The sequence below is a fragment of the Patescibacteria group bacterium genome (assembly GCA_041650895.1).
Lineage (GTDB): Bacteria > Patescibacteriota > Patescibacteriia > 2-01-FULL-39-33 > 2-01-FULL-39-33 > CAISTG01.
On sequence record JBAZKF010000001.1, the window covers coordinates 874,141 to 889,302 of the forward strand.

Annotated in this window: 5 protein-coding genes; all 5 read left to right on the forward strand. The window is 44.9% G+C overall.

The features are described 5' to 3' along the window. Positions 1 to 2: 2 nt before the first annotated feature. On the forward strand, positions 3 to 9,548 hold the full coding sequence (locus WC473_04380; GenBank protein MFA5125026.1) for an Ig-like domain-containing protein: 9,546 nt from the start codon (positions 3 to 5) through the stop codon (positions 9,546 to 9,548). A gap of 37 nt (positions 9,549 to 9,585) precedes the next feature. Further along, complete coding sequence (locus tag WC473_04385; protein ID MFA5125027.1) at positions 9,586 to 12,570, forward strand: PAS domain S-box protein; 2,985 nt, start codon at positions 9,586 to 9,588, stop codon at positions 12,568 to 12,570. 17 nt (positions 12,571 to 12,587) lie between these two features. After that, positions 12,588 to 12,974 carry a response regulator gene (locus tag WC473_04390; protein MFA5125028.1) on the forward strand — a complete coding sequence of 129 codons (387 nt, stop codon included), beginning with the start codon at positions 12,588 to 12,590 and terminating at the stop codon, positions 12,972 to 12,974. A 146-nt stretch (positions 12,975 to 13,120) separates the two neighbouring features. Then, entirely contained in the window at positions 13,121 to 13,483 is a 363-nt protein-coding gene (locus WC473_04395) for a response regulator (protein ID MFA5125029.1), read from the forward strand. 31 nt (positions 13,484 to 13,514) lie between these two features. Continuing rightward, positions 13,515 to 15,161, forward strand: a complete 1,647-nt coding sequence (locus WC473_04400) for a GspE/PulE family protein (GenBank protein MFA5125030.1) — start codon at positions 13,515 to 13,517, stop codon at positions 15,159 to 15,161. Position 15,162 lies beyond the last annotated feature (1 nt).

A 15,162-nucleotide genomic window follows, 5' to 3' on the forward strand; every position in this document is an offset into this window, starting at 1 on the left:
CTATGTCCAAACGCTGGCTAAATTTATTTTTGTCTTATTCCGGCTATGTTTTCGGTTTGCGTCAAAAAGTCGTTAAGACCGGCCAGTGGTACAAGGTTTTGCCTTTAGCTGTAGAACTATTGGCGATAGAAGTGGTGTTTGCCGTTGTTTCTTTGCCCATGTATTTGTTGGTTCCGCCGGATCGGTTGCAAGAGCAAGGGATGATTTTTCCCAGCCGGCAGAAAGTCGCTAAGCCCCTGCGAGTTTATACTGTCAGGAGGAGAATCAGTTTGGCTACCGCATCCGGTGCGGGAGGCCTTTTTGTTTTGAAAATTTTAGTTGTCGGCGTCCTATCTTTTATTTTTCTTGGTGCTATTCAAATTTTGGCTGATACGCAAGACTGGACATTCAGCACGCCAGGTGATTACGTCTATAACCCAGCTAAGATTGAAGTTACCGGAGGTGTGGCGCGGTTGAAAAATTTGGGTGGTCTGGTTTCCGGCAGCACTGTTAATTCCGGCTTTAACACCGATGCCAGCGGTTGGACTGCCGTTCCTGGCTGGGACAATGCTCCCGGTAAGACTAATACCGCTGCCTGGCAATCCTCCGGCGGTAACTCCGGCGGCTATGTCGATATTTATTTGGATGGAAAAAAGAATAATGATTCCGCCGGTTACTGGTACCAGAGTTTTACTACCACAGTCAACTCTCCGGATACGGCCGTTTTGAGTCTGGATTGGAAGGCGGTTTCAGTCACTGGCGCGCCCGTTTCATACGTGCTTTATGCTTTTATCGGTACTGACAGCGGCAACCCGACAATCGGCGGGGCTAATCAAGTTTGGTCCAGTGGCAATATATCCGGCGCAACTTCTTTCGCCACTACAACCCCCATTGATATAAAATCCAAAGTAACGGCGGCTGGTACTTATTACTTGAAGATAGCCGCTTATGTAAATTGCCAGGCTTCCGTTGACTGCAAGGCTACCGCCGGTTTTGATAATGTAATTGTTAATTGGTCAAAAACTACAGTCAGTTATGCTTCCGACAAGCCGACTACGACCCCGGTGAGCTCTTTAACTATGACTAAGGCCATCAGCTGGAATTCTTTCGCAGAAACGGCGACTAAAAACGGCGGTGAGATTTATTATCAATTGTCGGCCGATAATGGCTCCAATTGGCAATACTGGAATGGTTCAGCTTGGGCGACTACTACCTTAGCGACCAATTATAATACGGCGACTGACGTCAACTCTAATATTTCCAAATTCACTACTTCTACCAATCAGATAAAATGGCGCGCTTATTTGTCCAGCGACGGTACTCAGCAGGTGATTCTGGACAATATTACTATTACTTATACCCAGAATCAGCGGCCCCAGGTGCAATCTCTGGCGCCGGCGCAGAATACGGCCTACGGCTATGTCCATGTCAATTATAACTTGCAAGATGCAGAAGGTGACCTGTCCAGTTTGACGGCTTATGAATATTCCTTGTCCGGCACTTTTGCCGATGCCGTAACTATGACCGCCTCCACCACTGATCCGGCTCATAGCGGAGTTTCCGGACTGTCGGCGTCTTCCGGCGGTACGCCCCATGTTTTTGTCTGGGATGCTCGGTCGCAGTTGGGTAATATCGCGACTACCACCTATGTCCGTTTGCGGCCTAATGACGGCATTGGCAATGGCATTTATACCACTTCCTCGGTCTTTACTGTGGACTATGTTTCTTCCACTGTTTCCAATATTTCAGTTTCTCAACCCTTAGCTACAACGACTGTTACTATTGCTTATGATTTATTTGATAATACCGCCGATAATATTTTAGTGGAAATGCAAATATCGGGCGATGATGGCAGTACCTGGACGGTGCCGTCGACGAGCGTTAGCGGAGCTGTTGGCGCGGGGGTTGCTGCCGGCAATAGCAAAGTGATTTATTGGAATGCCGGGGCTGATTATCCCAACCAACAAAAAAATAATCTTCAAGTGCGCATCCGAGCTAAGGATAAATGGCAGAATCAGGGTGCTTACGTTTCCTCAGCTAATTTTTCTCTTGATACTTTGCCGGCGGCGATTTTGTCTGTGGCCGATCTTAAGGCTCAGCCTAATGCCGGTGATACCGCAGTTTTAATCGGCGGATCATTTACCGAGGTTAATCCCGACACCAATCATTTTTATGTGGCGATTAATAGCGGTAGTTACAGTTCCTCTACGGCCGGGGATAGCGATACGGCTACTCCGTCTAATCAGTCTACGGCTGTCGGTACTACTTTAGATGGCAATGACTATATTTCTAAAGTTAAGATTATTCATACTGATGACTACTCCAATGTAGGAACCAATGAAAACTTGACTCCGGATGCTGCTTATAAGTATGTTAAACCTTATACGCCATCAGCCCCGACTCTGAGTAATCCGGTTACCACGCGTCTGGATTTGACGATTAATCCGCATGTCGGCGAGGCCAGCGATGTGCCATACGCCCTGTTTGAAACGACGACTTCCAAATACGTACAAAGCGACGGTACCTTAGGTGTTAATCCGGTTTGGCAAATCATTGGTACCGGCTCCGGCCAATGGGGCAATAATACCGGTTCAGCAGGTATGGTCAGAATAACCGGTTTGTCTTCGCCGGTGGCTAATTATATTTTTAAGGTTAAATCGCGCAATCCCAGCGATTCCGGTCATGCGGCATCTTCGGAATCGTCTTTTTCCGCTTCGGCGCAAATCACCAACACCGCTCCCGGCATTGCTTTGAGCAGTTACGCCCAAACAACCGATGGTTCGCAGTACAGCCCTATTGCCTATACGGGTACGGATGGGCAAGGTGATATTACTTACCTGAGTGCTTACGAGTATTCGGTTGACGGTTCCACCTGGCATACCATGACGGAAAAATCAGGTGTGGGCAGCAACGGCACGACCAATCTGGTATTTTTGCCAACCGGAAGTGCTTACAGTTTTGTTTGGGATTCGGGTGCGGATTTGTCGAATATGGAAACAACCACGGCCAAGGTCCGCTTAAGGGGCAATGACACCTTGACTGACGGCAGTTTAAGTACCTCGGCCAACTTTGTTTTAGATAATAAGGCCCCGGTCGTCTCGGCCGTAGTTGCCAGCCAAACTGCCGGCGATAGAACCATAGCAATCACTTATGATTTAACCGATGCCAATAATTCTCTGATTCAGATAGATATTTCCAGCGACGGCGGAACGACTTGGACTGTCGCCACCTCAAGCTTAACCGGCGCTGTCGGTTCGGGGGTAACGTCGGGAACTGGCAAAAGCGTTACTTGGAACGCGGGTACGGACTATAATAATCAATACAATACTAATATCATGGTAAGGATTCGGGCTCGTGATACCTTCGGTAATCAGGGGTCTTATAGTAGTTCTGCTATTTTTACTGTTGATACGCACGCGCCGATGTTGTCTAATCTTTCCGCCAATCAAGATAGCAACGCTAACACTTTCACTTTCCATTACGACGTGTCCGAAGACGCGGGCAATATTAATACATTATTGGCGATTTCCGCCGATGGGGGGTCAACTTGGACCGTCGCCACATCCTCGGCGTCTGGCGATTTGGGCGTAGCTGTTGCGCCGGGCACCAGTAAAACCATTACCTGGGATGCCGGCGCTGATTACAATAATCAGGAAAAGACTAACATGCAATTTCGTTTAGTCGCGACTGATGGTTTTAGCAATAGTAGCTCTCTGGCTTCCTCTGATTTCTCTTTAGATACTAAAGCTCCGCGTATAACCAATGTTTCAGCCACTCAACCTTTGGGTGAGACCAGTGTGACAGTTTCTTATGATTTGGCCGACCAGAACAATTCCCTGGTAATGTTAGATATTTCTAACAATAGCGGAGCAACTTGGACGGTTGCCACCTCAACCTTAAGCGGTGAAATCGGCATCGGCAGGACTCCGGGGATAGGCAAAATAGTCACTTGGAATGCGGCGGCTGATTTCCCCAATCAAAATCTGTCTACGATGCAAGTGCGAGTCAGGGCTCTGGATGTTTTTGCCAATCAATCGGCTAATGTGCCCTCAACTGATTTTTCCCTTGATACTTTGCCGCCGGCGGTTAGTGTCATAGCCAATTTGTCAACTCAGCCTTTGGCCGGAGCAACAACGACGTTGATCAGCGGTTCTTTTACCGAGGCTAACCCTAATATTAATAATTTTTATGTGGCGATTAATGGCGGTGCTTACGGATCGGCCACTATTGGGAGCGGTAATACTGCTTCACCGGCTGATCAGGCTACGGCCGTCGGCGCTACTCTGGATGGCAATGATTATGTTTCTCAAGTTAAAGTTGTCCATACCGACGATTACGGTCAATCTGTAACCAATGAGAATAATTCGCCTAATTCGGCTTACAAATATGTGAAGCCCTACACGCCGTCGGCGCCGACCGTCAATAACCCCAGCGTCGGCACCGTAGATGTTTTAATCAATAAAAATCCGGCGGAAATAGACGGTTTGGAATACGCTATTTATGAAAGTTCCCAGAACAAATATGTGCAAAGCGATGGAACCTTAGGTATCAGCCCCGTTTGGCAGGTGATTGGCACCGGTTTTTTTCAATGGGGATTTTACTCGGGCGTAAGCGGCAAAATTAACATTAGTGGTTTAACTCTTGATTCTTACTACTATCAATTTCAGATTAAATCGCGTAATAGTAGCGACGCCTCTCATGCCGCCTCCAGCGATAGTACTTTGTCCAGCGGCGCTTCCTCGGTTAACCAGTCGCCGACTATTGTCATTGATTCAGTCGCCCAAACGACTGACGGCACTAAGTATGTGGTTATCAACTATACCGGTTTTGATTTGGAAAGCGAAACCACCACCTTAGTTACCTATCAGTATTCTACTGATAATGCTATTTGGCACACCATGACTGAAAAGTCCGGTGTGGGCTCGGACGGCAAGATTGGTTTATCTTTTATTTCTGTCGGAACAGCGCATGATTTTATGTGGGATGTTGGTGTGGATTTTCCCAACACCGAAGATGAAACGGTTTACGTCAGGTTACAGGCTGATGACAGTACTAGTAGCGGCGGAGTAACGGCTTCTTCGGCATTTATTGTTGATACCAAAAACCCCATAACAGCTTCGGTAACCGCCAGCCAGGATGCCAATTCAAATAATGTGTCGGTGAGTTATAATTTGACTGACTTATCCGATTCTTATATTGAGTTTGATGTTTCATCCGATAGCGGATCAACCTGGACTGTCGCAACTTCTACGGCTTCCGGAGATGTCCATGATAATGTCACGCCGGGTAGCGGCAAGGCTATCAGTTGGAATCCAGGTATGGATTATTCCGGCCAGGAATCAGGCACGATGAGGGTGCGAGTGGGCGCCAGAGACAATTTTGGCAATAGCGGATCCTTGGTTTCATCTGTTAATTTTGCCGTTGATAGTAAGGCCCCGGTTTTTGCCAATATTTCCGCGGCGCAGGTCGTTAGCAGCAGTTTAGTGTCTATAAGTTATGATTTTAGCGATGCCAACAGTTCTGTTGTGGCTATGGATATTTCATCGGACGGAGGCGGTTCTTGGGATGTTGCTTCCTCAAGTGTTAGTGGTGCCATTGGCGCAGGCATAACAACCGGCAATAGCAAAATTATTATTTGGGACGCCGGAGCGGATTTCCCTAATCAGCAGGTTAATAACATGCAGATTCGTCTGCGAGCCGTTGACGCTTACGCCAATGCGACCGGCAATGTCGGTTCCAATTTGTTTGCCATTAATACCCAAGCCCCAGTGATTAATACTGTAACCGCAGAACAAGTCGTGGGGTCCGATAATGTCGTCATAACTTATAACCTGTTTGACAGCGATAATGTAGTTATCAGTGTGGGTATTTCCAGCGATGGTGGCGCCACTTGGACCGTAGCTACCACTACCTTGACAGGCGATGTTGGTTACGGAGTCGCACCAGGACTGGGCAAAACAATTAATTGGAATCCGGGAGTTGATTTCAACAGCCAACAGAATGGCAGTATGAAGGTTCGTATCCGTGGCACCAATACTTACGGTAATAGTAGCGCTTATGCCGTTTTGGTTGACACTTTTAGCGTGGACACTCTGGCCCCGACGATTTTGACGATTGCGGATTTGACTGCTCAGCCACTTGCCGGCGATACGAGCGCGACTGTTAGCGGGTCGTTTACCGAGGCCAATCCAACCTCTAATGAGTTTTTAGTCGCTTTCAGCAGTGATGTCTATTCGGCTACTACCACCGGAGAAAGCAATACGGCGACTCCGGCTGATCAGGCGGTGCCGGCAAGCGGGGCGCTTACTGGTCATGATTACATTTCTAAAGTTAAGCTGGTAGAAACCGATAATTACGGCCATACAAGAATAAACGAGAATACTTCTCCTACAGCGAGTTACAAATACGTCAAACCGTATACGCCGGGAGCGCCGACGGTTAATAATCCGCAGAATACTACAGTGGATGTAACAATTAATTCGGCTTTCGGCGAGGCTAGCGATGTGCCTTATGTCATTTATGAGGTTTCCACCGGACAATACGTGCAGAGCAATGGCACTTTGGGTGTTAGCGCTGTCTGGCAGACGCTCGGCACCGGCGCCGGCCAATGGGGCCAGGGGAGCGGTATTAGCGGTCAAGTTACTATTAGCGGTTTGTTCTCGCCGGTGGCTAATTATAGTTTTAAGATCAAGTCACGCAACCCGAGCGATGCGGCACATCTGACGACTTCCGAATCTGATTTTTCTACAATAACGGGAATTGCTAATACTGCTCCGGCAATTAATATTTCAAGCGCAACTCAACAAGCCAGTGGCGGTTATGTGTTAATCAATTATATCGGTACGGATGCGCAAAATGATACTAATGATTTAACTGTTTTTGAATATTCCATTGATAACGCCAATTGGCAGGTTATGACCGAAAAATCGGGGGTGGGTTCAAACGGTACCTCCAGCTTGATTTTCTCTTCGGTTGGCACGGCTTACATTTTTGCTTGGGATATAGCGACTGATTTGCCTAATCAGGAGAATTCCACAGTTTATGTACGCTTAAAGTCATCTGATACTTTGGCTGACAGTAACTTGGCGGTGTCCTCGGCTTTTTATGCTGATACTTTGGGGCCGGTTATTTCCAATATTGATTTAACGCAAACGCCAGGTACGGGATTGGCCGTAATTATTTATGACTTGATCGATAATTCCGGAGCTAGCAATACTGTTAGTTTATTAATTTCCAATGATGGCGGTTTGACTTATACTGTGCCCGTTACTACGGCCAGTGGCGATGTCGGTAATGATGTTACGGCTGGCGTCGGCAGGAGTATTAGTTGGAATCCGCAAATTGACTTGGCCAATCAGGAGAATTCTGCGGTTAAAGTCAAACTTCAAGGTGCGGATCGCTATGGCAATGCCGGTTTAATTTCTATTTCTGACAATTTTACCGTTGATACCAAGGGGCCGGTGGTAAGCGGTGTTTCCGCCGGCCAATCAGCCGGTACGACGGATGTGGTCATAAATTATAACTTGGCTGATATTACGCCGGCCGGTAATCTGGTTGAATTTAATATTTCTGATGATGGTGGGGCTACTTGGACAGTATCTACAACCACTAGAAGCGGACAAATCGGTTCCGGTCAAACCATCGGGGCAAAGGCGTTTATTTGGTCGGCCGGTACGGATTTCGTTGGTCAAGATTTATCCAGTATGAGAGTTCGCGTCCGCGCTAAGGATTATTTCGGTAATCAAGGCGCTTATGTTGCCTCTGGTAATTTTGCTTTAGATACCAAAGCCCCGGTTATTTCTGGCGTCTCCGCCAGTCAAATCGCCGGCACAGATAGCGTAGCGGTTAGTTATGATTTAGGAGAAAATGCTGATGTTGCCTGGGATATCTCTAGTGATGGCGGTTTGACTTGGACGGTTATTAAAACTACAGCCGTTGGGGATTTGGGCGCGGTAACAGCAGGCAATAATAAATTAGTCACCTGGAATACCGGCGTTGATTTTATTAACCAAGAGAATTCCCATATGCGGGTCCGTTTCAGCGGCACGGATAGTTTTGGCAATGTCAGCACTTATTATGAATCGGCTGATTTTTCAGTTGATACAGGGGCGCCCTTGGGACTTGCTTCCTTGAGTAAATTTTCGGAAACCGCCACAACCATTACTATGAATTGGCAGACGGCAACTGATGCGAATTTTAATCACTATGAATTATGGCATGGCGCAACGGAAAGCGATGTGGTAAATCGCACGGGCACAGCCGACAAATGGAGCGTAATTGATGATGTTAATTTGTCTAACTCCTTAACCATATCGACGGTTATTACCGGTTTGAATATTACCAATAATTATTATGTTAAGATTTGGGCCATAGATGATTATGGCAACGAAGCAACGGTTGCCCAGCTTAACGTTTTTGCCCCAGTAACTCCGCCGGTTGTTTCGCCTGTAATCCCGCCGGTAGTCGGCGGTGGCGCTATTTTGGTGCCCGATACAATTGCGCCGGTTAAACCACTTTTGAACTCGTTGGATTCACCAACTAACAGCACAAGGATTGCCATCGGCGGTTTGTCTGAGCCGGGCTCAAACATCGACTTGTTTGATAATGGCGTTTTGTTTGCCCGGCTTAATAACAGCGCCGATAGCGGCGGCAGGTTCAGTCAGATTTTTAATTTTTCGTCAGGCAATCATTCCTTAACTGTTCGGGCAACTGATAGATCAGGCAATATCAGCCAGTTGTCCGATCCAGTCAACTTGCTTATTATCGGCGTGGCCCCGGCCGCCCCGATAATCTTAAACCCGATTAATAATTCGGCTATTGCGGAGGCAACTCCGACAATCACTGGCGTAACTGAACCGTTAGGCGAAGTGCTTATTGCTTTGGACGGTCGAAGTAGGTTTACGGTGACAGCAGATTTATCCGGCGCTTGGAATTTTAAGTTGCCTAGCGCCTCGGCTCTAGTGGATGGTCGCCATACTATTAGCGTTACTGTTCGCGATCAAGCCGGCAATGTCAGTAATCCAACCGTCATAAGTATTAATAAAGTTGTTGCCTTACCGGCGTCAGTCACTCCGATTATAACCGTGGCCGGCATTACGCCTATTCAGCCGGTTCCCACGGCTCAATTAGTGGAATTGAACGCCCAAGCGGTGGAATTGGCCGGCATACCGGTGCCGCAAGTCACTAATATACAAACCATAGCTGTCGGCGATACTTTAAGTTTCTCCGGCACCTCTTTGCCTAATCAAGATGTCATCGTCTATATTCATAGCGATCAAGCCTTGATTTATCGCACTCATACTGATAGTCAGGGCAACTGGCGCATTGACCATTCGCAAGACATTACAGAGTTGTCTCCTGGCCAGCATACGATTTTTGCCGTCGCTCTGGACTCCACGGCGCAAATTAAGAGCCGACCCAGTCCGGTTAGCACCTTTACTGTTAGAAGAAATTTTTGGGTGATGATTTATCGTTACTTAAATTGGCAGACAACGGTCATAACCTTAGTCATTTTAGTGGCTACTATTTTCTGGCTTTATCGGGCCAGAAAGAGACAGTTGATCGGTTAATTATTAGATAAACTCATAAGTTGTAAAACAATATACAATGACTTGGCCAATTTTTAATAAAAAACTTTCTTGTCCCACTCCAGAAAGATTAATAGTCGGTGACGAAATTAATTATCGGATATTGTTCAATGCTACAGCCGATGCTATTGTGATTGCTGATTTATCAGGCAAAATCATCGATGCTAATCTCGCCGCTTGTAGCTTGTTCGGTTATGACAAAAAAGAATTTTTTAGATTATCCGTTAATCAATTACACCCGGCCGATGCTGTCAAGGAAACTTTAAAAATTTTCAGGCAATTGTCTAAAGGCAATAAGCTTGATAAGAATATTGAATTGCAAATAATTACCAAGGATAAGAAAGTTAAAATCGTTTCCGCCAGCTTCGGTAGAATAAAAATTGATTCTCATTATTGTTTGATTGCCTTTTTTCGCGATATTACCAAAGCAAAGGAAAGCGAAAAACGCTATAAGATATTGACTGAGGTGGCCCATGACAGCATTTATTTGGTTAATAGAAGCGGTATAGTGACGTATGTTAATTATTTCGGAGCCGGGCAGTTCAAGGCCAAGCCTGAAGACATTATTGGCAAGAATATCAAAAACTTATTCCCGCCAACTGTGGCCCAACGGCAAATGGCCAACATTATTAAGGTATTTCGTAGTGGTCAGCCGATTTATCAAGAGGGTCTATCATTTTTTCCTTCAGGAGAAGCATGGTTGAGTACGCAACTAACTCCAATCAATGATCAATCGGGCCGAGTGGAAAGCGTTATGGGCCTATCTCGTAATATTTCCAAGGTTAAGGAGTCGGAGATAGCCATAAAAAACTATTCTTCTTTATTGGATTCAATCACTGCTACATCGCAGGAGGGTATTTTGGTGATTGATCAACGGGGTAAGGTCACTTTTTATAATAAAAATTTTTTGAAAATGTGGAAGATACCGCAAGAACTGGTGAAAAGTAAAGACGATAAAAAACTATTGTCTTTTGTTATGAGTCAATTGTCCGATGCCAAGGAATTTTTGGTTAAAGTGGATTATCTTTATCGGCATCCGGCAAATAAAAGTTCCGATACTATTTATTTTAAAGATGGCCGAGTTTTTGATCGTTTGTCTTTACCGCAAAAAATTGACGGTAAAATTGTGGGCCGAGTTTGGCGTTTCACTGATATTACTAAGGATATAAAAGTCCGAGAAAGTTTAGTTAGGTCAGAGCAGAAATACCGCCGACTTTTTGAAGCGGCCAAGGATGGTATTTTGATTCTTAATGCTAAAACTGGAGAAATTGAAGAGGTTAATCCGTATTTGATTGAGATGCTGGGTTATAGCAGGGGAGAATTTTTACAGAAGAAATTGTGGGAAATCGGGTTATTTAAGGATATAGCGGCTTCCAAGAAATCTTTTAAAATTTTAAAGAAGAAGAAGTATGTTCATTATGAGAATTTGCCTTTAAGAACTAAGTCTGGCAAGTCGATCAGTGTGGAATTTGTCAGTAATGTCTATAATATTGACCATACCAAAGTCGTTCAGTGCAATATTCGCAATATTACCAGTCGTCACCAAATAGAAATGGAGTTGATTAACAGCGAAGATCGTATGCGGGCGATTTATGAAAATAGCCCGGTACCGATTGTCCTGGTCGGCTTAGACAATAAATTTATTAGCGCCAACCCGGCCGCTGTAAGATTGTGGGGTTATTCCGAGGAGCGACTTAAAAAAATGACTTTTGCCGATATTACTCATCCTGATGAAATTAAAAGGGACGTAGAAAAAGTCAAGCTTCTGCTTAAAGGCAAAATTCCTATCTATAATGTGGATAAACGTTATATTAGGAAAGACAAGAAAATCATTTATGGCCGAGTCAGCGCTACTTTAATTAAAGATAATAGCGGGGAGCCATTGTATTTTTTAACGATTATTGAGGATATTACCCAGCACAAAAAGTGGGAGGAAGAAATCAAGCAATCGGAAGAAAGATACAGTAATCTGGTGGAGAATAGCAATGACGCCGTGATTTTAATTCAGGAAGGCATAGTTAAATACGCCAATCCGGCCATAAAAAATATTACCGGTATGGTCCCTTCGGATGTTGTCGGCAAACCCATGATTGATTTCATCGCCCCCCAGTATAAAAGTTCAGTTGTTTCAAATTATCAGCGCCGCATGCGAGGAGAGAAGGTGGAAACCCGCTATGAGTTCGCTGTTATTGACAACCATGGCAAAGCTATACCGGTAGAGACAAACAGTTCGGTGATTATTTTTGAAGGCCGGCCGGCTGACATGGCTATTTTACGCGACATCAGCAAAGCCAAAGAAGTTGATCGGTTGAAATCGGAGTTTATATCCATGTCTTCGCATCAATTGCGGACGCCTTTAACCGGTATCAAGTGGTTTGGAGAACTACTGTTAAAAGAAAAAATCGGCAAATTGAATACGGAACAGCGCGATTTTGTTGAACAGATTTATCATAGTAATGAACGGATGATTAAACTGGTTAATGACTTGCTGGATGTTTCGCATATTGAGACGGGGCGTAAATTTGTTTTGAAAAGGAAATCAAGCGACTTGCGTTTGGCTTTTAGCCGCGCCGTAGAAGACCAAAATTTGGCCGCCGCCAAAAATAAAATCAGCTTTGTTTTGGGTCGTGGTTTTGATGAAAAAATCATCGCCGTTTTTGATTTTGAAAAAATTGTCCAGATGTTGAATAATTTAATCAGCAATGCCTTGAAGTATTCTCCGGAGAAAACTAAGGTAACTTTTGATTGTCAGCGCCAAGGAAATTATTGGCACTTTTCTATTGCCGATCAAGGTTATGGCATACCGGCCTACCAGCAACATCGGATATTTGAAAGGTTTTTCAGGGCGGATAACATTAGGGGAGTGGCTCCGGAAGGCACGGGTTTGGGATTATATATCGCTCGAGGCATAGTTGAAGCTCATGGCGGCAGGATTTGGTTTGATTCCAAAGAGAATAAGGGCACGACTTTCTATTTTACTTTGCCGATTTATTCTGCTAAATAATTATAATTTTAAAATTTATGATGAAAAAAATGATGAAAAAATTGTTAGTCATTGATGATGAACCGATCGTGCTTAAAGCTTTGTCGTCACAGTTTGATGCCAAAGAGATTGAGGTGTTGCTTGCCAAGGATGGCGCTGAAGGTTTAAAATTGGCTAAGAAAGAAAAGCCTGATTTAATCTTATTGGACCTGGTAATGCCTAAAATGGACGGATTGGAAATGTTAGCTAAGTTGCGCAAAGATAAATGGGGCAAGAAAGCGGAAGTAGTGATTCTGAGTAACTTGAGTGATTCGGCCAAGGTAGCTCAAGCTGTTGCTTTAGGGACCTTTGAATATTTGGTTAAGGTGGACTGGAATGTGGCTGATGTGGCCACTAAGGTGAAAAAGAAGCTGGGATTAAAATAATTAAATTAAGCATTGTTTAGTCAACTCGGAAGAAATTTTCGGGTTGACTTTTAGTTATCCCCAGAGCAGATTATGCGACTTGTTTTTGAATGGCAAAGCATGTTATAATATATTAATAACTAACCATAAAACATTGGTTAAAAAATATGGTCGCTAAGAAAAGAATTCTCATCGCCGAGGATGAGAAATCCATGGCTAACGCCTTGGAACTAAAACTGAATAAATCCGGCTTTGAAGCTAAGGCCGTTTATGACGGCGAGCAGGCTTTGGCCACTGTGACTGAAGGTGGCTATGACTTGATGCTGTTGGATTTGATGATGCCGAAATTAGATGGTTTTGGCGTATTGGAAGGCATAAAAAAGAAGAATCTTAAGATCAAAGTTATTATTACTTCTAATTTGTCTCAAGAAGAAGATATCAAGAAGGCCAAAGATTTGGGGGCTATTGACTACATCGTTAAGTCGGATACGCCTATTCAGGCGATCGTAGAAAAAATTAAAAGTCTTTGATTAAGTTATCATCTTAATTCCATGCTTTAAGATGAATTTAGACAACAAACAACTCAGAGCCATCCTGGTTGATGGTGATTATTTGTCCGCCGGCGATTGGCAGAAAGCCGAGGCCGTTGCGGCAAAAAAAGAAATCGACATAATCGATTATCTTTTGCGTGAAGGTATTTTGAATAAGGATTTATTCGGCCAAGCCATGGCCGAATATTTTAGTTTGCCTTATGCGGATTTGAATTCCAATATGCCGATAAAGGAGCAGGTTTTGGCTCTGCCTGAAGATATCGCCAGAGAATATCGTTTGGTGGTGTATTCCGCCGACAGTAAGACCGTGGTAGTAGCGACAGATCAGCCGGATAATCAGAAATTGCCAGAATTATTAAAAAAAGTAATACCAAACCGGCAGGTTAAATTAGCTTATTCTTTAACCGAGGATATTGATGCCGCTTTCGTCAATTATCGCAAGACATTAGAAACTCGTTTTGCCGCCATTATTAAGAAAAGCCGACAGGTGGTGCCGGAAATAGTTGATGAAATTTTTGCCGATGCCGTTACTTTTAAGGCTTCAGATATACATTTTGAACCAACGGAAGCAGAGGTGCTGGTGCGATTCCGCGTAGATGGCGTCTTACAAGATGCCGGGCACATCCCTAAGGAATTCTATGGCAATATTGTCAATCGTATCAAAGTAAAGAGCCACTTGCGCATTGATGAGCATTTTGCCGCTCAAGACGGCAGTTTGAATTATGTCAGCGACGGTCTGGTTACTGACATGCGCGTGTCCGTAGTGCCGACTATTGAGGGGGAAAAAATCGTCATGCGTCTTTTGTCGCATTACGTTCAGGGTTTTGATTTGAATGATCTGGGTTTATCAGTTAAAGATCAAACTAATTTTAATGTGGCGGCGCAAAAACCGTTTGGTATGATTCTTGTTGTCGGTCCAACCGGTTCAGGCAAGAGCACCACCTTGTACGCCGTTTTAAAACAACTTAATCAACCGGCAGTAAATATCACTACCATTGAAGATCCGGTGGAATACCGGGTGCCAGGCATTAATCAGATCCAAGTTAATTCTCAGACTGGCTTGACTTTCGCCCGCGGTTTGCGTTCCATCGTTCGCCAGGATCCTGATATTATCCTAGTTGGGGAGATTCGCGATTTGGAGACCGCCGAGATTGCAGTCAATGCCGCTTTGACCGGCCATTTGTTGCTTTCCACTTTCCACTCCAATGACGCGGCGACCGGCATTCCGCGTTTACTGGATATGAAGATTGAGCCTTTTTTGCTCGCTTCCACCCTGCAAGCGATTTTGGCGCAACGCTTGGTGAGGAAGATTTGCGACCATTGTCGTGTCAGCTATACGATTTCTCCCGCTCAATTAACCAAAGAGTATCCCTTAGCCGCTAAATATTTTCCTCGTCGCAATCTGACCTTATATCGCGGTAAGGGTTGCCCGGCCTGTAATAATACCGGTTATAAGGGGCGGACCGCTATTTTTGAGTTGATTTTGATCACGCCGGAGATGCAGGAATTAGTTATGAAACATCCGTCGTCTCGGGAAATTTGGCAGTTGGCTAGCCGTCAAGGGTCGCGGCCGCTCTTTGAAGATGGAATGGAAAAGGTCAAAGACGGCGTTACCACTATGGATGAAATCTTCAGAGTGGCTGAACCGCCACAGTAAA

Bases quoted from the DNA above. Each gene is read 5' to 3' on its own strand.
- WC473_04380 (MFA5125026.1), top strand. From the start codon at position 3: ATGTCCAAACGCTGGCTAAATTTATTTTTGTCTTATTCCGGCTATGTT.
- WC473_04385 (MFA5125027.1), top strand. From the start codon at position 9,586: ATGACTTGGCCAATTTTTAATAAAAAACTTTCTTGTCCCACTCCAGAA.
- WC473_04390 (MFA5125028.1), top strand. From the start codon at position 12,588: ATGATGAAAAAAATGATGAAAAAATTGTTAGTCATTGATGATGAACCG.
- WC473_04395 (MFA5125029.1), top strand. From the start codon at position 13,121: ATGGTCGCTAAGAAAAGAATTCTCATCGCCGAGGATGAGAAATCCATG.
- WC473_04400 (MFA5125030.1), top strand. From the start codon at position 13,515: ATGAATTTAGACAACAAACAACTCAGAGCCATCCTGGTTGATGGTGAT.